The organism is Bradyrhizobium sp. OK095 (assembly GCF_900109945.1).
Taxonomy (GTDB): domain Bacteria; phylum Pseudomonadota; class Alphaproteobacteria; order Rhizobiales; family Xanthobacteraceae; genus Bradyrhizobium.
The window spans coordinates 179,324-198,774 of sequence record NZ_FOBX01000013.1; the positions used below are offsets into that span (position 1 = coordinate 179,324).

At 64.8% G+C, this 19,451-nt stretch carries 16 protein-coding genes; 6 read left to right on the forward strand and 10 right to left on the reverse strand.

Going from position 1 to position 19,451, the window contains the following annotated elements; translation table 11 throughout:
- Position 1: 1 nt before the first annotated feature.
- Together BMW89_RS29665 and BMW89_RS29670 are read right to left on the reverse strand one after the other, a co-directional pair.
- Positions 2–1,339: a substrate-binding protein gene (locus BMW89_RS29665; protein WP_092032263.1), complete on the reverse strand. Its 1,338-nt coding sequence runs from the start codon at positions 1,337–1,339 to the stop codon at positions 2–4.
- A gap of 67 nt (positions 1,340–1,406) precedes the next feature.
- Positions 1,407–2,441, reverse strand: coding sequence for a carbon-nitrogen hydrolase family protein (locus tag BMW89_RS29670; RefSeq protein WP_092032264.1), 1,035 nt, complete (start codon positions 2,439–2,441; stop codon positions 1,407–1,409).
- A gap of 137 nt (positions 2,442–2,578) precedes the next feature.
- Between BMW89_RS29670 and BMW89_RS29675 the strand changes: the two genes are divergently transcribed.
- Entirely contained in the window at positions 2,579–3,553 is a 975-nt protein-coding gene (locus tag BMW89_RS29675; protein ID WP_092032383.1) for a LysR family transcriptional regulator, read from the forward strand.
- A 6-nt stretch (positions 3,554–3,559) separates the two neighbouring features.
- Here BMW89_RS29675 and BMW89_RS29680 read toward each other — a convergent pair whose 3' ends face one another.
- Together BMW89_RS29680 and BMW89_RS29685 are read right to left on the reverse strand one after the other, a co-directional pair.
- Positions 3,560–4,936, reverse strand: coding sequence for a flippase (locus BMW89_RS29680; RefSeq protein ID WP_177196415.1), 1,377 nt, complete (start codon positions 4,934–4,936; stop codon positions 3,560–3,562).
- A 138-nt stretch (positions 4,937–5,074) separates the two neighbouring features.
- Positions 5,075–5,914: a protein-disulfide reductase DsbD domain-containing protein gene (locus tag BMW89_RS29685; RefSeq protein ID WP_092032268.1), complete on the reverse strand. Its 840-nt coding sequence runs from the start codon at positions 5,912–5,914 to the stop codon at positions 5,075–5,077.
- A 142-nt stretch (positions 5,915–6,056) separates the two neighbouring features.
- On the opposite strand from BMW89_RS29685, the gene BMW89_RS29690 reads away from it, so the two are divergent.
- The gene (locus BMW89_RS29690; RefSeq protein WP_092032271.1) at positions 6,057–6,701 is read left to right on the forward strand and encodes a YqgE/AlgH family protein; all 645 of its coding nucleotides are present in this window, start codon (positions 6,057–6,059) and stop codon (positions 6,699–6,701) included.
- An 81-nt stretch (positions 6,702–6,782) separates the two neighbouring features.
- On the opposite strand, the gene BMW89_RS29695 is transcribed toward BMW89_RS29690, so the two are convergent.
- Both BMW89_RS29695 and BMW89_RS29700 read right to left on the reverse strand, forming a co-directional pair.
- Complete coding sequence (locus BMW89_RS29695; protein WP_092032274.1) at positions 6,783–7,670, reverse strand: TauD/TfdA dioxygenase family protein; 888 nt, start codon at positions 7,668–7,670, stop codon at positions 6,783–6,785.
- 97 nt (positions 7,671–7,767) lie between these two features.
- Positions 7,768–8,547 carry an SDR family NAD(P)-dependent oxidoreductase gene (locus BMW89_RS29700; protein WP_177196407.1) on the reverse strand — a complete coding sequence of 260 codons (780 nt, stop codon included), beginning with the start codon at positions 8,545–8,547 and terminating at the stop codon, positions 7,768–7,770.
- A 97-nt stretch (positions 8,548–8,644) separates the two neighbouring features.
- Between BMW89_RS29700 and BMW89_RS29705 the strand changes: the two genes are divergently transcribed.
- Entirely contained in the window at positions 8,645–9,382 is a 738-nt protein-coding gene (locus BMW89_RS29705; protein WP_092032392.1) for an SDR family NAD(P)-dependent oxidoreductase, read from the forward strand.
- Between the two features lie 153 nt (positions 9,383–9,535).
- The gene (locus BMW89_RS29710; RefSeq protein ID WP_092032277.1) at positions 9,536–9,910 is read left to right on the forward strand and encodes a CsbD family protein; all 375 of its coding nucleotides are present in this window, start codon (positions 9,536–9,538) and stop codon (positions 9,908–9,910) included.
- Between the two features lie 195 nt (positions 9,911–10,105).
- Here the strand turns inward: BMW89_RS29710 and BMW89_RS29715 are convergent, their stop codons facing one another.
- Both BMW89_RS29715 and BMW89_RS29720 read right to left on the reverse strand, forming a co-directional pair.
- Positions 10,106–11,830: an SGNH/GDSL hydrolase family protein gene (locus BMW89_RS29715; protein WP_092032281.1), complete on the reverse strand. Its 1,725-nt coding sequence runs from the start codon at positions 11,828–11,830 to the stop codon at positions 10,106–10,108.
- A gap of 182 nt (positions 11,831–12,012) precedes the next feature.
- The gene (locus tag BMW89_RS29720) at positions 12,013–13,407 is read right to left on the reverse strand and encodes a lytic murein transglycosylase (RefSeq protein ID WP_502686407.1); all 1,395 of its coding nucleotides are present in this window, start codon (positions 13,405–13,407) and stop codon (positions 12,013–12,015) included.
- Positions 13,408–13,607: 200 nt separating this feature from the next.
- On the opposite strand from BMW89_RS29720, the gene galU reads away from it, so the two are divergent.
- Positions 13,608–14,483, forward strand: coding sequence for a UTP--glucose-1-phosphate uridylyltransferase GalU (gene galU / locus BMW89_RS29725; RefSeq protein WP_092032284.1), 876 nt, complete (start codon positions 13,608–13,610; stop codon positions 14,481–14,483).
- A gap of 110 nt (positions 14,484–14,593) precedes the next feature.
- Here galU and BMW89_RS29730 read toward each other — a convergent pair whose 3' ends face one another.
- Positions 14,594–16,090, reverse strand: coding sequence for a sensor domain-containing diguanylate cyclase (locus tag BMW89_RS29730; protein ID WP_092032287.1), 1,497 nt, complete (start codon positions 16,088–16,090; stop codon positions 14,594–14,596).
- Positions 16,091–16,244: 154 nt separating this feature from the next.
- Here BMW89_RS29730 and BMW89_RS29735 point away from each other — a divergent pair, with 154 nt between their 5' ends.
- The gene (locus BMW89_RS29735; protein ID WP_092032290.1) at positions 16,245–16,514 is read left to right on the forward strand and encodes a DUF7662 domain-containing protein; all 270 of its coding nucleotides are present in this window, start codon (positions 16,245–16,247) and stop codon (positions 16,512–16,514) included.
- 12 nt (positions 16,515–16,526) lie between these two features.
- Here the strand turns inward: BMW89_RS29735 and BMW89_RS29740 are convergent, their stop codons facing one another.
- Positions 16,527–19,403, reverse strand: a complete 2,877-nt coding sequence (locus BMW89_RS29740; protein ID WP_177196409.1) for an EAL domain-containing protein — start codon at positions 19,401–19,403, stop codon at positions 16,527–16,529.
- Positions 19,404–19,451: the final 48 nt, after the last annotated feature.

Genomic DNA, 19,451 nt, shown 5'->3' on the forward strand with positions numbered 1-19,451 from the left:
CTCAGGTATAGGGGCCGAGCTTGCAGCCGAATTGGTCCGGCGGATTCATCACGCTTTCGCCGTCGGCAACGTCGACGATCTCGTAATAATCCTCCGGGCTCGTCATCTCGGCCGGCGCCTTGCCGCGCAGGATCGGGATCGGACGCACCATCTGGTGATCCTCGGCGCGGAAATACACCTTGCCGATCGTGGTCTCGTAAGGCTGCTCTTTCGAAGCTTCCATCGCCTTGATGATCTCGACCGGATTGAAGCTCTTCACGCGCTCGACCGTCAGCGCCCAGAGATAGGTCTGCATGTAGCCGATATGGGCGCCCCAGCGCGGATGATATTTGTTCTGCGCGACGAAGGCGTCGACGAAGCCCTTGGCGAGCGGATAGCGGTCCGACAGCGTCCACCAGAAGTCGCAGCTGCCATAGACGCCCTGCATGATCTCGGCGCCGAGCTCCTTGTCCTGGAACGACGACAGGTTCGGTACCACCAGCTTCATGCGCTTGAGCACGCCGAACTGCTCGGCCTGCTTGGTGGAGGCCACCGCATCGGCGCCGAAGGCGATGTTGACGAACACGTCGGCGCCGCTGTTGGCGATGTTGAGCAGCGCCGAGGAATAGTCGGTGGTGCCGAGCGGGACGACTTCCTTGGCGACCTGCTGCCAGCCCTGCTCTTTGGAGAATTTTGCGAAGCTGTCATAGACCGTATGACCGTAGGTATAGTCGGGCACCAGGAACGCGGTCTTCATGTTCTTGCCGAGCGCCTTGGCGACGACCGGCGCGAGCGCCTTGGCGGCCATGTAGGCGTTCTGCTGCGAGCGGAAGCCGTAGCGCTGGCAGTTCTTGCCGGTGATGTCGTTGGAGCCGGCGATGCCGACCATGTAGAGCACCTTTTCGCGCGAGCCGAGCTCTTCCAGCGCGATCGCGCTGGCGCTCGACACCGAGCCGGCCAGCATGATCGCCTTGTCGCGCTGGATGAACTGCGTCGCGCTCTGCACGTCGAGATTGGGCTTTCCTTCGGTGTCGGACACCTTGTAGCGGATCTGGCGGCCGAGCACGCCCTTGCCCTGCAAGCCCCATTTTTTCGCGGCGTCGCTGCCCGCATTGATTTCTGCGATGGCGAGCTCGTAGCCGAGCTTGAGGTCGCCGCCGTCGCCGGAGAACACGCCGGTGAGCGGGATGGTCAACCCGACGAAGACCGAGTCCGCGGTGACGCCGTCCGGAAAAGTCCCGATGCTGGCCGGTGTCTGTGCCCAGGCGGCGCCACCTGAAAGCAAGGCGACGTCTGGAAGCATCAGGCTGGCGGCGGCGCCGGCGCTTCCGAGCAGGATCTGACGACGGTCAAACTTCATGACTCACCTTCCATGTTTCGTCACCGCCGGATCGGCTGGTGGATTGCGGTTGGAGACAAAGCCCGGCTCACGCGCCGGCGTCGATCTTGGTGTGGGGTCGGGTATCGGTTGCCGCGTCCGTCGTCGCCGCGTCGCCGGTGAAAGACACCGGGGTGAGCCGGCGACGATCGACGCTGAGGTCGAAGATATCGAAACGGTTGTAATAGCCGACCACGTCGTGAAACTGTTTCGGCTCGACGCAGCGGTTGAGATCGATCTCGGCATAGAGGATGCCTTCCTCGTCGCGCAGCGCGTCGCCGATCTGCTCTCCGGTCGGATCGAGGAAGAAGGTTTCCGCGCGCGGCGTGGCGTCCAGCACCGCGGCGGCCGAGGCATCGCGCGCCACCAACATGTCGCGCGCCGCCTTGTCGAGCACGCCGGCGGTGACGAGGCCGAACACCTTTGCTTCGAAGCAATGCGCGGCAGCGCGAATCCTTGTCGCCGCCGCGATGTGGTAGTTGCCGCCCGCGGCCGGCCGGCGGGTTGGCCAGACCGGCGGCCAGCTCGAGATGTGCAATTGCTCACCCTGAGCCATCAGCGAATAGCGTGCCAAGGGATTGGTGTTCTCGCCGCAGATCAGTTGCCCGATCTTGCCGAGCCTGGTGTCGACTACGCGCAGGCCCGCGCCATCACCGTTGCTCCAGATCAGCTTCTCGTAGAAGGTCGGCACCAGCTTGCGATGGTGGTTGAGGATCTCGCCGTCCTCGCCGATCAGCAAGTTGGTATTCCAGATGGCACCGACGCTCGCCGGCGATTTCTCGCTGATGCCGATCGAGACCACGATGCCGAGCGCGCGTGCTTCGTCGCGGATTGCTTTGATCTCCGGGCCGTCGACCAGCACCGACTGGTCGGCCATGCGCACGAACAGGTCGTGATTGTCGATGGGAGCCCAGAGCGCCGCCCATACCGGGAACGCGGGAATGAATGTCTCGGACAATGCCACGATCCCGGCGCCGGCGGCGGCTGCCTCTCGGATGAGCGAGATTGCCTTTTTTGTGGTCGCCGAACGGTCGAGAAACACCGGCGCCGCGTGCACTGCGGCGGCCTTGAAGCGGGGAAGCATGGCTTTGTCCTTGGTTCAGGTCAGGCTAATGGCGTCCCCAGGACCCTGATACAGACAATCCTGCAAGACGGCTTGCAGACGGCGGCAATCCGCCCCACCGTACCCCGGTGGCACAGCGCTTGCTGTTTGGGGGGGCCATGCAGGAGTTCAACTCACTCGACTGGGACGACCTCAAGATCTTCCTTCACGCGGCCCGCGGCGGCAGCCTTGGCAGCGCGGCGAAGCGGCTGCGGGTCGATCAGTCCACCATCAGCCGCCGGATCGCGCATCTCGAATGCGCGCTCGGCGCGGCCTTGTTCGAGCGCTCGCCGCAAGGCCTGCGCGTCAACGAGGCCGGCGAGCGCCTGCTCTGTCATGCCGAGCGGATCGAAAGCGCCGTTATTGCGATGCATCAGGACGTGCAGCGCGGCGGCGGCCGGATGGCGGGCCGGGTCAGGCTCGCCACGATGGAAGGCATCGCTTCGCTCTATCTGGCGTTTCGTTTCGCGCCTTTGCGGCAGCGCTATCCCGACCTGACCATCGAGCTCCTGACGTCGCCGCAGGCGGTCTCGGTCAACCGGCGCGAGGCTGATCTCTTCCTCAGCTTCTTCCGTCCGCCGGGGCAGGGCATGGTGTCGGAGCGGCTCGGCAGCTTCCAGCTCGGCCTCTACGGTTCACCCGACTATCTCGCGCGCGAAGGCATGCCCGAACGGCCCGCGGATCTCGCGCGCCACAGCTTCGTCACCTACATCGACGATCTGATCCAGCTCGACTCGGTACGCTGGCTCGACGACATCATCCGCAACCCGCCGGTGAGCTTTCACTCCAACAGCATGATCGCGCAGATGAACGCCGCTGCCGGCGGCATCGGCCTCGTGCTGCTGCCGAGCTTTGCGGTGGCCGGCCGCAACGATCTGATCCCGGTGCTGCACGAAAAGATGTCGACGACGCGGGACGTCTGGATCAACGTCCACAGCGATCTCCAGTTCGTGCCGCGCATTCGTGCCGTCTCGAGCTTCCTCAAGGCGATGTTCAAGTCCGACCCGTTGATGCAGGCGGATAATTCCGGCCGCAAGATGCTCGATGCGCTGCTGGTCGGGGATGCCGGAACCGTCGCCCTGCAGAACGGCTGACGCGTTTCAGTCCCTGCGCTTGCCGAACGCCAGCACGTGCAGGCCGAGCCGCTGCCGCACGATCCAGAACAGCAGCACGGTCTCGAAGGTGAGCGAGATCGAGGTCGCGGCCGCGGCGCCATGGCCGCCGTAGCGCGGCACCAACGCGATGCAGAGCACGACGTTCATGACGAAGGCCAGCGCATAGGCGAGCGCGCAGATCTTCTGCTGGCCGAGCATGTTGAGCAGGCGCTCGACCGGGCCGATAGCAGAGCGCACCACGAGGCCGATCGCGGCGACGAACATGATGTCGTAGCCGACCATGAATTGCGGGCCGAACAACCACAGCAGCGGCTTGCCGAGCGCGAGCAGTACAATGGTCGCTGCCAGCGACGGCCAGAACGTCCAGTTGATGGCATGGGCGACATAGGCCGACAGGCGCGCCTTGTCGCCGGCTGCGTTGTATTCGGCGAAGCGATGCGCGGTCGTCGCCGACATCGCGTAGTGAATGAAGGAGACCAGCGCCAGCGTCTTGACGACAGCGAAGTAGACGCCAACCTCGTCGGAGGGGCGGAATTGCTGAAGCACCAGCACGTCGGTGTAGGACAGCAGCAGGTAAAAGCTCTCGACCAGCAGGATAGGCAACGACACCGCGAGCCAGCCGCTGACGTCGTAGGCCTTCGGGCCGGGCTCGATGTGATCGGCGAGCTTGCGGTTCAGCACCAGCATCTGCCCGGTCATCGCGATCCACACCGCGCCCAGGCTCGCGACCATCGCGGCGACCGCGCCGAGATGATAGCCGAGCAGGAAGGCAGAGGCGGTGATGCCGATGATCAGCGCCTGGCGGATGATGAATTGCGGCATCAGGCCGAGCTGCATCCAGTCATGCGAGCGCGCGATACCGTCCTGGGTGTTGGCGACGACGAAGGCGGGCAGCGTCATGCAGCCGATATAAAGCGGCAGCACCTCGGCCGGGTCGATCCAGGGCGACAGCAGCCTCACGATACCGGCAAGCCCAAGCGACACCAGCGCGGACACCGCGAAGGTCAGCCAGCGGCTGCCGGAGAGAAAGCCGCGCAGCAGCGCATGCTCGCCGCTGCTGCGATATTCCGGAATGATTTTTTGCGCGGAAGCGGAGATGCCGAAATCCATCATGCTGCCGAGCAGCAACACCCAGGTCCAGACATAGACATAGATGCCGTAGTCGGACGTGCCCATCCAGCGCGCGAGCAGGACCTGCGAGAAATAGGCAAGGCCGGCGCTGATGACGCGGATGATGAAGATGGTGCCGGCCAGCCGCCGCGTCAGCGACGCCTCGCTCGAGCCGCCCGTCAATTTGGCACGCAGCCGCCCGATCAGCCCGGCCGGTCCGGTCGTTGCGGGTTCTGCATCCATCACGGCCACGTCGAGGATCCCCAGGGCGTCCCGCATGCTGCGGCAGCCTTGGGAATTAGCAACCATTCGTTAAGATTCGGTTGGGTGGTGGCGCTGTCGCCCTATCCGCGGTGTCGTCCTCGCCTTCGCCGGGACGACGGCTCGGGCTCACTCCAGATTCGTATTGAACTCGTACGACTTCTCCGGCCCGACCAGCGTGAATTTCAGCGCCGCACCATCAGGCTTGGCGCCCGGCGGCAGTCCATCGAGCTCGAACGAAAATCGCTTCACGCCGGGCGGGCTCTCCTTGACCGGCTCCGGGATCGGCAGCGACCACTCTAGGGTCGGCCCTTCCACGAAAAGATTGACGTTGCGGTTGTCGGGCACGACCACGTCGACCAGCACGTTCTTGGGCCCGTCGCGCTTGACGTCGCGGATGGTCAGCGGATTGGGATCGCCGATATTGGCGGGCTTCGGCACGGTGTCCAGCGCGGCACGCAAGTTCGTGTCCTCGGTCGAGGCGACGCTGTTGAAGCCGAGCTCGGCACTGGCCTCGACGGGAATGCAGAGCTTTTCGCAGACCGCGTAATTGATCTCGGCGCGCAGCGTCACCGGCTTGTCGGCGGCCTTGGCGACGATGCGCAAGGGCAGCACGATCTGGTCGTGATAGCCGATCGAATGGCCGCCCGCGCCGTCGTCGAACTTCAGCGGCGCCGGCCACATCACTGTCACCGCTTCGACATTGTCCGACTTCGAGAAGTCGAACCGCGGCGGAACGCCGGAATCGCCGGGCATGCGCCAATAGGTCTTCCATCCCGGCTGGATCTGGAAGGCGATGCCGCCGAGCAGGACCGCGCCGCTGCGCGATCCCGCGAGCAGCCGTACCGCGGAATGTCCGTCGCGCTGCCACGGCGAAGAATCGTCGGCATGGGCCCCCATCGCCAGTGACGACGCAAGCAAGGTTGTCGCGACGCCAATCGCCGCACGCAGGGGAACTTGTGTGAGCATGGCACGTCTTTACAGGGTCACCGCGGGGCAAACCATTGAATTGCTTGTGATGGATACATTCGAAACAAGTCTCCGCAAGCCTTGATTTGACAGCGGGCCGGCCCGACATCAGGATAGGAATTGAAACCGGAGTGGTTTACCGATGGCTCCCACAGGCAAGCGAATTGGCGAAAGCACCCGCGGCGCGAGCCCCGCGCTTGCCAACTCGGCCGGCTATCTCGATGGCCAGCTTCTGATCGCGATGCCGGTGATGGGCGATCCCCGCTTCGAGCGTTCGGTGATCTATCTCTGCGCCCATTCGGCCGAAGGCGCCATGGGCATCATCGTCAACCATCCGGCCGGCAGCATCGACTTCCCCGAACTGTTGGAGCAGCTCGGCATCATCAAGAAGGGCGAGCACATCAAGCTGCCGGAGAATGCCGAGAGCATGAAGGTGCTGCGCGGCGGCCCGGTCGATACCGGCCGCGGCTTCGTGCTGCATTCCAGCGACTTTTACATCGAGAACGCGACGCTGCGGATCGACGGCGGCGTCTGCCTCACCGCGACCGTCGACATCCTGCGCGCGATCGCCAACGGCTCCGGCCCCAAGCACGCCATCCTCGCGCTCGGCTATGCCGGCTGGGCGCCCGGTCAGCTCGAGACCGAGATCCAGAGCAACGGCTGGCTGCATTGCGACGCCGATGCGGATCTGATTTTTGGCGACGACGTCGATGAGAAGTACGGGCGGGCCCTGCGCAAGATCGGCATCGATCCCGGCATGCTCTCGAACGAGGCCGGGCACGCGTAGTTGGTTGGGGGGCGTAGCATGGCCCTCACCGTCGTCATTGCGAGGAGCGAAGCGACGAAGCAATGACGGAGGCAGCGGGGCCTACTCCGCCGCCTGCTGCTGCACCGTAGGCTCCGTTCCCGCCACCGTCGCCCTCCGCATGTCGCGCGGTTGCGACTGGTCGTAGCGGCGGACGCGGTGCATGGTCTGGCGGTTGTCCCACATCACGAGATCATGCAGCTTCCATTTGTGGACGTAGACGAACTCTGCGTTGGTCGCGTGCTCGTTCAGATCGCGCAGCAGCAGCCGTCCCTCGGGCACGCTCATGCTGACGATCTTGCCGGCGTGCGATGACAGATACAGCGACTTGCGGCGATGCACCGGATGCGTCCGCACCAGCCGCTGCAGCACCGGCTTGAACATCTGCTTCTCGTCGTCGGTATATTCGGTGAAGCCGAGCGAGCCCCGCGAATACATCAGCGAGTGCTCGCAGACGAGATCGTCGATCTCCATCTTGGTCTCGTCGTCGAGCGCGTCATAGGCCGCGCGCATGTCGGCGAACTCGGTGTTGCCGCCCTTCGGGTTCACCACGCGCGCCGACAGCAGCGAGAATTTTGCGGGGATGGGACGGAACGAGCTGTCGGAATGCCACAGGCAATTGCCGAGGTTGAACAGATGCGTGCGGCTGTCCTTCGCCAGCGGCTTGCCGTCCTTGCCGAGATTGCTGACGTCGTTGAGGCCCGACTGGAGCCGATAGTCTTTCGCCTGTGTGACGGTGCCGCCGCGCGCATCTTCACGCTGGCCAAAATTCAGCGCAAACGCCATCTGCTGCTCGTCGTTAATGTCCTGGTCGTGGAAGACGAGCACCGCATATTTGTCCATGGCGGCCTCGACCTCGCGCGCCTCGGTCTCGGTGAGCGGCTTTCGCAGATCGAGGCCGGACACCTCGCCGACAAAATGCGTCTGAAGCTGCCGGATGGCGATCGTCATGGCGTCTCTCCCGCGAACCGCGAGCGGTTGGTCCCGCTCTGCTGGTGAAAAAGCTACTCCCGTAACCGGCGTTGTCAACGCAGGCCGCGCATGGCTCTTACGCGTTGCGCGCCATCAACCCGCCGTCGACCGGGATCACCGCACCGGTGAGAAACGACGCCGCCGGCAGGCACAGGCTCAGCGTCATGTGCGCGACCTCTTCGGGGTCGCCATAGCGGCCGAGTGCTGTGCGGCGCTTGGCATAGATCGTCTTGTGCTCCTCGGAAATGCGATCAGTGATGGCGGTCCGGATCGGCCCCGGACAGATGCAGTTGACGGTGATGCCTTCGCGGCCGAGCTCGACGGCGAGAGAGCGCGTCAGGCTCGCGACACCGCCCTTCGCTGCCGAATAGGGGCTGTGCAATCCGGTCGCGCCGAGCGCCTCGGTCGAGGCAATGTTGACGATGCGCGGGCTCTTCGATTTGCGCAGGTGAGGCAGCGCCGCGCGGATGATGCGTGGATGCGCCGTCAACATCACGGCGATACCTTTGGCCCAGGCGTCTTCGTAAGCCTCGTCGTCGATAGCGACGCGCACGGAGATGCCGGCATTGTTGATGACGATGTCGAGCCCGCCGAAATGCGCCGCGACATCACTAACCACGCGCTTGATCTCGCCGCCGTCGGCGACGTCGAGCTTCCAGGCCTCCGCCGATCCGCCGTTCGCTGCAATCGCCTTGGCAACCGCATGCGCGCCTTGCGCCTCGTAATCGGTGACGGCAACGTTCGCGCCCTCGCTGGCGAACACACGCGCGGTCGCGCGCCCCATGCCGCTGGCCGCGCCCGTGACGAGAACGGTCAGGCCCTTCACCGACCTGCTGAGCTGCTTGAAGTCGGACATGCTGTTTCCTCGCGGCGTCTTGTTTGTTGTTATGATTGACAAGGCTGGCATCGATCCGCAGACAGGTCAAACAAGCAAAACAAAAGGGGAGGCCGCGATGGCGAACGAGCTGGATTTCTCAGGCAAGCAGATGCTGGTGGTCGGCGGTTCCAGCGGTATCGGCAACGGCATCGCGCAAGCCTTTCGCGCGAGGGGCGCAGCTGTTGCGGTTTGCGGCACGCGTGCTCACGCGAAGGAATATCTTGCGGAGGAAGGCTCCGATCTCACCGGCCTTGCTTACGCGCAGCTCGACGTCAGCAACCCCAGTGCGATCGAAACATTCATGCCGACGTTCGACCGGCTCGACATCCTGGTGCTCGCGCAGGGCGCGGTGCTCTATCGCCGCGGCGAGTTCGAGATGGCCGGCTTCCGCAAGGTCGTCGAGGTCAATCTGATGAGCCTGATGGCGTGTGCGACGCGCTTTCATTCCATGTTGCGGGATTCAAAAGGCGCACTGATCATGGTGTCCTCGACCGCGGCCTATCATTCCACCATGGGCAATCCCGCCTACAACGCCTCGAAAACAGGCGCGGTCGGATTGACCCGCACGCTCGGTGAGGCCTGGGCCGAAGACGGCATCCGCGTCAACGGCATCGCGCCCGGCCTCGTCGACACCAAGATGACGAAAGTGACCACCGACAATCCCAAGCGGCTCGAAGGCGCATTGTCACGCATTCCGCTGCGGCGATTGGGCACGCCGGCCGACATGGCGGGCGCGGCATTGTTCCTGGCCTCGCCGCTGTCGTCCTACATCATAGGCCAGACTCTGGTCGTCGATGGCGGGTTGATCCTGTAACGCCTTGTAGCCCGGATGAGCGAAGCGATATCCGGGACTTTGCTCGCCCCGTTCCCGGGTATCGCTTCGCTCACCCGGGCTACACTTTCGGAAAGGATTGGAACCGCGCCGCTCCTGATCGGTTACTCCGGCAGACCCCCAAGGAGGAGCATCATGGACAAGGATCGGATTGTCGGATCGGCCAAGGAATTCGCCGGACGCGCGGAAGGCGCTGTCGGTGATCTCGCAGGCGATGCGCAGACACAGGCGTCCGGCAAGGCGCGCGAGGCCGCCGGCACCGTGCAGAATCTTTACGGCCAGGCCAAGGACGCCGTGCGTGACGCCAGCGAGACGGCGGCCGGTTATGCCAAGGATGCCTACGAGAATAGCGGCGACACGTTCCGTGACGGTTCGCAGGCGATCTCGAAGAAGGTGCAGGACAATCCGTTCGGTGCACTTCTGGTCGCCGGCGGCATCGGCTTTGCGCTTGCGCTTCTGATGTCGCGCCCCGCCCGCCGTCCGCCGCCGCGCTGGCGCTATTACGGCTGAGCCACAAACACGCATTCGCGTGCCCCGGTCGCAATGCGGCCCAGGCGATGCGTAGCATCGTCCGGAAACGCCGCGTTGCAGAGCCGGGGCCCATTCTTTTGTGAGTGTCGCACGTGCTGGATCCCGGCTCTGCGTCGCATAACCAAGAGGTGCTGCGCCGCGTCCGGGACACGAGATCAATTATCGCGATATCAATTATCGGATGACTTCGGCCGAACGCCCGACATTACCCGGCGGACGCGGGATCGCGGGATTGGGATTCGGGTTGCGCGGCCCCGGCGCCAGTTGACGCGGCGCTGGCTGCGGGGAGCCGAAGCCGAAGAAATCGCGCAATGACGGTTGGGCCTGTGCCGGCTGCTGCACCACCGGCTTCTTCGGCGCGAGCTTTTGCGGCGCGATCGCTGCGGCTGCGCCGGGCGTACCCGAAGCAGCGCTGCCGTCAGGATTCGTCGCGGCCATCGGCGTATCGCCCTTGGCCTGCTCGCGGCCGACTTCGCGGCGCGGCCAGGCATAATCATCGGCACGACCCGCGGGCGCGGCCAGCGGCTCACCCTTCACCATCGTCTTCGCAGCGAGTGCATCGACGGCGGCGGGACGCGAGCCCGGCCCACCCAGCAATTGATCGGTCGAAATCGAGGCCGCAATCAGCGGCACGATCGGGCCGGCGAGCGGCCGCGGCGCGGGCTTGCCGGGCTCGGCGCTGGTGTCGGGCGTCGCCGGCTCGCTCGGCAGCGCGATCGGGCCGGAGCGTCCCGCCAGCAGGCGCGTGATCTCGCGCTCGACGTAATGCGCGAGTTTTCGCGCGCCGGGCTTGGTGAAATAGACGCCGTCACCGCTGCGGAGTTGACGGATCTGGCCTTCGAAGTCCGGGCCCTTCTGGAGGAAGCGGCCGGCGTCGTCGACGAAGCCGTCCCAGACGTCGACATAGGTGATGCCGGCCTTGGCCGCGCCTTCGCGATAGAGCGAATCCAGGAACAGCATGTCCGCCGTGCCCTTGGGGCCGCGGATCGCGGGCAGGCCGACCCAGAGCACCGGCACGCCCTTGCTCTTGAGGACGTTGGCGAGCTCCTCGATCTTCTTGCCGTAGAGCTCGACCCAGCGCTCGTCGCGGAATTCGTAGAGGCCGTTCGGGTTGCGCGCAGTCTTTTCCGGCGCGGCCGCCGGCGTGTCGGCGTTGTCGGCGTCATCCTGCGGCAAGTCGGCATCGGCGGGCTTGTCGTCCGGCTTGGCGGCAGTGTCGCCGGGCTTTGCATCGCCGGGCTTTGCGTCACCCTTTCCTTGCGGCTTGGCGCGGGCGCCCTTGTCGTTTTTCTTGTCCTTGTCCTTGTCCTTGTCCGAGGCCTTGTCCGATTTGTCGGGCGCGGCCTCGCGGATCGAGATGCGATCATTGAGGCCGAGCATGACGACGATCACATCAGGCTTGTCGGTCTCCAAAATGCCTTTCGCAGCAGTCGTCCAATCCGAGGGCTCGCCCTTCGGCTGGTATTTGATCAGGCCGGACGTGGTCTTGTGCTTGCGGATCACGCCCATGTCGGGCTGCTCGCTGTAGGCGTCCTCCAGACCGTAAGCGAGCCAGTCGGCCATGGCGTCGCCGATCACCAGCACGTTCTTGTCGGCAATCGCGTCGCGCTTGGCTGGGGCCGGTGCGCGCGAAAAATCCTGGCGCGGTGCCTGCTGCTGTTGTTGCTGGAATGGCGCGAAGAAGTCGCCGCCGAACCAGCCGCCATCGCGGCCACCGCCGCCGCGTTGCGGGGCCTGGCGCTGCGGCGGGCCGCCGAAGCCGGGGAAGTTGAAGAACTGCGCCGAGGCCGGTCCCGCGATCGAAAGCAGAATCGCAAGCGCCGTCCCCAGCGCGATCAACGGGCCGGTCTCGGTCAGCGCCTTGAAGAAGGACTTGGACTGGGGCCTGGGCTTCGACATGCGATCTCGGGCACGCGCAATGGGGATCGGAATTGGTTCGATATAATAACGGAATCAGGCGCCAAACGGGCAAATTCCGTTGCAGATTCTTTGGCAGATTCTTGTCCCATACACCGGGGAACAGCCGCCCCCGTCAAGGTGGCCGGCCAAAATCCCTGTTCAGGGTTACTTTCGGCGCGATTTTACCGCCCGCGCAGCCGATCCAGCACGTCGGAGGAGGCAAATCCGTCCGTGGGAACCCCGATCGAGGCCTGGAAATTGCGGAGCGCCTCCCGGGTCTGGCCGCCGAACTGGCCGTCCGGGGTCCCCTTGTAGAAGCCGCGCTGGACCAAGAGCTGCTGGAGCTCCAGCCGCTCGGTGCGGGACAGCTCCCGTTCCTGCCGTGGCCAGGGCTGCACGAAGGGCTGGCCGCCACGCAGACGGTCGGCGAAATGGCCGATCGCCAGCGCATAGGCCTCGGCCGGGTTGTACTTCATGATGACGCGAAAATTCTGCAGCATCAGGAAGCCCGGCCCCTGCGCGCCCGCCGGCGCCAGCAGATAGGCTTTTTCCGCCGGATGCGGGAAGGGCTGGTTGGTCGGGCGCTTGAGCCCAAGCTTCTCCCATTGCGCGATCGTCATCGCCTTGGCGCGGTCGGCCAGCATGTAGTTGAAGCCCTGCGGCATCACGACCTCAAAGCCCCAGGTCTGGCCGCTCTGCCAGCCGTCCTTCTTCAGATTGTTGGCGGTGGACGCAATCAGGTCGCTTGCGTTGTCGACGACGTCACGCCGCCCGTCACCGTCGCCGTCGACGGCAAAGCGCTTGAACGCGGTCGGCATGAACTGGGTCGGGCCGAAGGCGCCGGCCCAGGAGCCGCGCATCTGCTCCGGCCTGAGATCGCCGCGATTGACGATCTCCAGCGCCGAGAGGAACTCGTCCTTGAAATAGGCCTGGCGGCGGCCGACGCAGGCGAGCGTCGCGGTCGATTGCAGTACGCTGCGGTCACCCATCTGCGTCGAGTAATTGGACTCGATGCCCCAGATCGCGGCGATGATGTAGCGGTCGACGCCATAGGCCTTTTCGGTCGCATCGAACTGCGCCTTGTATTTGGCGAGGACTTCTTTGCCCTTGGCGAGGCGGTTGTCGTTCACGAGGATGTCGAGATAGTCCCAGATCGATTTCGTGAACTCCGGCTGCGAGTCCATCAGGTCCATGATGCGCAAATCGGGCGAGAGCCCCGCGGTGAAGCGCTGAAAATTCTCCTGCGTGATGTTGCGCCGTGCGGCATCCGGCCACATGCCTGCGACGCAATTGTTGAAGTTGCCCGCGGCCTCGCGGATCGCCGCCGCCGTCATCAGCGGATGGCCGGACGCGCCGTCCTCGCCGGTCCAAGGTTGAGGTCCAGTCAGGGCGCCGCCGGGGCCGGGCGCCGGTTGCGCAGGCGCTTGATTCTGGCCGGAGAAGATACCGCCGAACAGGTTCGACAGACCGTTCTGCGCCTGGGCGTGCGCGGCGGCAGGCAGCAGCAAGGCGGCCGCAACCATTGCTACGTTGGTCACAAATCCAGCACGTTTCGCCAGCGCTGCCACCGATTGCATCATACCCTACCTGTCCGGCTGAAAAAATCCGTCCTCAGGAGGCCCGGCACCGGTTGCCAACAGCTTAACAAAGGTGAAATTTTAGTGGCTGATTTTTTCTTAACTGTGTGCTGGCGAGGCCCCACATCCGCCTTTGTTAGCGGCTGCAAACAAGCTAGCAAGATGCCATTACTCCCTTCCTCAGGTATTCGATCGATCCCATGAAAATTCGCAAAGCCGTATTCCCCGTCGCCGGCCTCGGCACCCGCGTCCTGCCCGCCACCAAGGCGATGCCGAAGGAAATGCTGACCATCGTCGACAAGCCGCTGATCCAGTACGTCTATGACGAGGCGCGCGAAGCCGGCATTGAGCACTTCATCTTCGTCACCGGCCGCAACAAAAATGTCATCGAAGATCATTTCGACAAGATGTTCGAGCTCGATGCGACGCTCGCCGCGCGCGGCAAGAAGGCCGAGCAGGACGTCCTGGCGCAGAACCAGCCCGAAGCCGGCGCCGTCAGCTTCACCCGCCAGCAGGCGCCGCTCGGTCTTGGCCACGCGGTCTGGTGCGCGCGCGACATCGTCGGCAACGAGCCGTTCGCGGTGGTGCTGCCCGACGAGCTCGTGCTCAATTCGCCCGGCTGCCTGAAGCAGATGATCGAGACGGCGTCCAAGCTCGGCGAGAAATCCAACGTCATCGCGGTCGAGGCCGTGCCTGACCATCTCACCCATCAATACGGCATCTGCGGCGTCGGAAAACGCACCGGCAAGATGTTCGAGGTCGACGGCATGGTCGAGAAGCCGGCCAAGGGCACCGCGCCCTCCAACCTCTCGATCACCGGCCGCTACATCCTCCAGCCCGAGATCTTCAAGATCCTGGAGACCCAGGAGCGCGGCGCCGGCGGCGAGATCCAGCTCACCGACGCCATGATCGGCCTCGCCAAGTCGCAAAAATTCTACGGCGTCGAGTTCGAAGGCGAGCGCCATGATTGCGGCTCCAAGCCCGGCTTCCTCCGCGCCAACATTGCCTACGGCCTGCAACGGCCGGAGCTGCGCGATGGGCTGATTGCGGAGATGAAGAAGTATCTGGGAGAGTAGCGCTCCTCGTCATTGCGAGTGAAGCGAAGCAATCCAGTCTGCATCCGCGGAAAGACTCTGGATTGCTTCGTTGCAAGAGCTCCTCGCAATGACGGCGGTGAGTAGCGGCCTCACGCCACCAGCGACAGCTTCGGAAGGCTCGCCACCACCGACTGATTGCGCCCGCCGGCTTTTGCCGCGTAGAGCGCCTTGTCGGCCGCGGCGACCAGGATCGCCCAGTCCATGCCAACAGCGGGAACGAGGCTCGCAATGCCGCATGAGACGGTCGAGCTCGTGTGGTCGTCGGACCAGCCCTGCACCTTGCCGCGGATCGTCTCGGCAACCTTGTAGGCATCGGTGACTGAAACGTTCGGCAGCAGCACCGCGAATTCCTCGCCGCCATAGCGCGCGGCGCAATCGCCGGCGCGGCTCACCGAATCGGAAATGCAGATGGCGATGCCGACCAGTACCTGGTCGCCGGCCTGGTGGCCGAAGGTGTCGTTATAGGCCTTGAAGTGATCGGCATCGATCATCAGCAGTGCGACCGGCGTCTTTGCCCGCATCGCGCGCCGCCATTCGACGTCGATGACATGGTCGAACTTGCGCCGGTTCTTCAGGCCGGTGAGCGCGTCCGTCGTCGCCATCTCCTCGAGCTTGCTCTCGGCCTCGGCGCGCCGGCCGATCTCGCGTGCGAGCACGATCGCCGATCCCAGCAGGAACAGCGCGAGCAGCAGCACCACGGCGCCGATGCGAACCGCCTCGCGCTGCCACAGCGCGAACACGCTGCTGAGCGGCTTGCCGGCCACGACGAACAGCGGCCCGTTGTCGCCGCTGCGCGCATAGAGCCGCGGCGTTGAATCGACCGGGCCCTGGCCCGAATAGGACGCGCCGACACGCAGATTGTTGGCCTTCCAGGCCTGGCGCCCGGCGAGATTCTTGCCGATGACGTCGAGATCGAACGGCCGCCGCATCATGATGGTGCGGTCGCGCTTGAGCACGGTGATGGTGTCCTCGGGATCGAGGCTCAGCCGCTCGAACAATTCGTGGAAATAGCTGAAGCGGATCGAGCCGGCGACGACGCCGAGGAAGCCGCCGTCGGTGTCGCTGATGCGCCGGCTCAGCACGATCGAATAGGCGCCGCGGAACAGCATCGGGCGGCTGATGAAGAGGTCGGCGCCGGGATTGTCGCGATGGACCTTGAAATAATCCTCGTCGCTCCGGTTCTCCGCAAGGGGATCGAGCGTGGAGGCGTCGATGGTCAGCTTGCCGTCCGCATCGAACACCTGGATGGCACCGAAATGCCTCGCCGTGGTCGCATGATCGAACAGGATGAGATGGCGGATCGGCTTCGAGACCGTCGCGATCTCGGGCAGCAGCATGTTGCTGGCGACCGCCTTCAGGGACAAATCGTAGATCTCGATGTTGCGGCTGATGTCGGATTCGATGGTCGTGGCCAGGTTTTCCAGCATCTGGCGGGCCAGCGCCTCCTCGCCCCGGCGCATGTCCAGCATGACGTTGACGCAAATGGCGGAAAAGCCGATCACCGTCACCACGGAGGAGATGATCAGCAGCTTCGCCGAAATGCGCCACGGCCGGCGGGCCGTGACGTCGCGCCATCCAGACAGCATCGTTTGCTCCCGATCCCGATGGATGCGCCCGAAATCTTGAGTAGTGTTTAAGGCAGGACGGCGCTGCCGCAATGAGTTAAGAAACGGTTTATTGGGCTAACGATTTTCGGCAGGCCGCGAGCGGCCAATCCAGGCTTCGAACGAGAGGACAATCGTGAACGACTACGACGCGTTGCGCGACTATCTGATGCAGCACAAGCAGGCCGAATTCGTGCTGACCTATGAACAGATCGAGGAGATCATCGGCGCGGCCCTGCCGCGCGCGGCGAACCGCGCCTCATGGTGGGACACCCAGCGCAGTCCGGACATCCAGATGCCGCAACGCGAAGCCTGCCTCGCCGCGGGCTTCAAGGCGATGCGTATGCCGGACGGACAGAGCGTGCGGTTCACGAAGCTGAAGAAGGACGGGCGTAGGCCGGGGTAAGGCGAAGAAAAATCAGCTCGCAGCTTCCAGCCGCACTTCCGTCAGCAGGCGCATCGCGGCATCCGCGTCCATCGGCTCGCCGAAGGCAAAGCCTTGCGCGTATTCGCAGCCCATCTGGTAGAGCTCGACCGCGTCTGAATCGGTTTCGGCGCCTTCGGCCACCACGTCCATGCCGAGATCGTGCGCGAGCGCGATGATCGACTTCAGGATCACCGGCCGCGTGCCGCGGTTGGTGGTGCGAACGAAGGACTGGTCGATCTTGATGGTGTCGAACGGGAAGCGCTGGAGATAGGCCAGCGACGAATGGCCGGTGCCGAAATCGTCGAGCGAGAGCCCGGTGCCGAGCTCGCGAATGCGCGTCAGCATCTGCGCCGCGTGCTCCGGATTCTCCATCACCATCGATTCCGTCAATTCGAGCTTGAGCGTGCCGCGCGCGACCGATGAGCGCGACAGCACGGTGCGGATGTCGTGGATGAGGTCGTGGCGCAGCAATTGCCGCGAGGAGACGTTGACGGAGGCGAAGATCGGCTCGCGCGAGCGCATCGCGCGCTGCCAGATCGAGAGCTGCTTGGCGGTCTGGTCGAGCACGAACATGCCGAGGTCGATGATCAGGCCGGTCTCTTCCGCGATGGCGATGAATTCCGACGGCGCCATCCGCCCGAGTTTTGGATGATCCCAGCGCACCAGCGCCTCGAAACCGGCGACCGAACGGTCCTCCAGCCGCACGATCGGCTGGTACAGGATCGTCAGCTCCTGGCGCTCGATGGCGCGGCGCAGCTCGCTCTCCAGCGTCAGGCGGTCCGTCTTTCGCGCGCGCATGGCGGACTTGTAGACGTCAATGCGGTCGCCGCCGATGCGCTTGGAATGATACATCGCAAGCTCGGCGTCCTTGATGATCTCGTCGGTGAGCTGCACTTGCGGATCGGAGAGCGCCAGCCCAATCGAGGCGGTGAGGAAGATCTCGCGCTCGTTGAAGGCGATCGGCGCGCGGATGGTCTTGCGGATGGTCTCGGCGAAGGCGGTGATGCGGGCCGGGTCCTGCTCCGAGAGCAGGATCAGGCCGAACTGGTCGCCGGCGAGCCGTGCCAGCGTGTCCTGGGGCTTCAGGATGCGGGTGAGGCGGCGGGCCAGCGTCAGCAGGATGGAATCGCCGACCGCGATGCCGACGGAATCATTGACCTGCTTGAAGCGGTCGAGGTCGATCACCATCAGCGTCGGCCGCAGCGTCGGCATGGTCTTGGCGAAATGCGCGACTGCGCCCAGCCGGTCCATGAACAGTTTGCGGTTGGGCAGGCCGGTGAGGTTGTCATGCACGGAATCGTGCAGCAGGCGCTCCTCGGCATTGCGCATCTCGGTGACGTCGGTGAGCGTGCCGACCACGCGCGAGACTTCGCCGTCCGAGCCGACCACCGGGCGCGCCTTCAGCGCGAACCACATGAAGTGGCCGTCCGGCGTGCGCAGGCGGAAATCCTGCACCAGGCGGCCGCGACGCTGGTCGAGCACGCTGTCGAGCGCGGCGCGGAAACGATCCTGGTCGAGCGGGTGCAGCACTTCGAGCCAGGAGGCCGCCGGTCCCTCCAGCGTGCCGCGCTTGAGGCCGAGCAGGGCTTCGGTCTCGGGGCTGGTGAAAACCTTGTCGGCGGAGACGTCCCAGTCCCAGATCAAATCGCCGGAACCGGCCAGCGCCAGCGCGCGGCGCTCGATGTCGGACACGACGCCCGTGGTGGCGCCGCCGCCGGCGAAAGCGTGCTGCATCACCGTGAAGCCGATCAGCATCACGATCAGCACCAGGCCGCCGAGCAGGGCAGGGCCGACGATGTCGTTGGTGACCGAGCCCGCGACCGTCATGCCGGCGGCGATCACCCAGATCACCAGCAGGAACCAGGTTGGGATCAGCAGCACCGCGCGGTCGAAGCCGTGGGTAGAGAGATAGACGATCAGCGCAAAACCGGCGAAGGCGATCAGCACCAGCGAGATGCGCGCAATGCCGGAGGCGACGGCCGGGTCGAACAAAGCGAGCGCCACCAGCGAGCCCAGGAAGGCGAGCCAGCCCACCGTGATGTGCGAATAGCGCACATGCCATCGACTGAGGTTGAGATAGGCGAACAGGAACACCAGCAGCGTCGCCGCCAAAATCGCTTCACCCGCCGCGCGCCAGATGCGCTCGGCGTTGTTCGACATGTCCAGGACCTTGCCCCAGAAGCCGAAATCGACGCCGATATAGACCAGCACCGCCCAGGCCAGCGCCGCGGCGGCCGGGAACATGATGCTGCCCTTCACGACGAAGAGAATGGTTAGAACGAGCGCCAAGAGACCGGAGATGCCGATCACGATGCCCTGGTAGAGCGTGAACGAGTTGACCTTGTCCTTGTAGGCTTCCGGTTCCCACAAATAGAGCTGCGGCAGCTTGTCGGTGCGCAGTTCCGCGACGAAGGTGATGACGGCGCCGGGGTCGAGCGTGATGCGGAAGACGTCGGCGGTCGGGCTTTCCTGGCGCTCCGGCCGGTCGCCGGTCGAGGGTGTGATGGTCGCGATGCGCGACAGCCCGAGGTCGGGCCACAGCAGCCCCGAGGAGACGATGCGGTAATGCGGGGCGACGATCAGGCGGTCGAGCTGGTCGTCGGTGTTGTTGGCGAGCGCGAACACCACCCAGTTCTGGCCGCCTTCGCGGGCGCGCACCTCGATACGGCGGACGATGCCGTCGGTGCCGGGCGCGGTGGAGACCTGGATGCGGTCGGCGTCGCTGCGCTGATGCTCGAGCACGCCGGTGAGGTCGATCGCGGGCGCGTCACCGCGGACGCTGACGGCGTCGAGCGCGCGCGCGGGACACGCGGCGACAAGAATCATGAGGCCCAGCGCGATGGGCGCGAGGCGCCTGATCAGACGCAAGGTCAGTTCTCCGCTTTCGACGCAAACTCTTCAGGTGAAGACGATTTC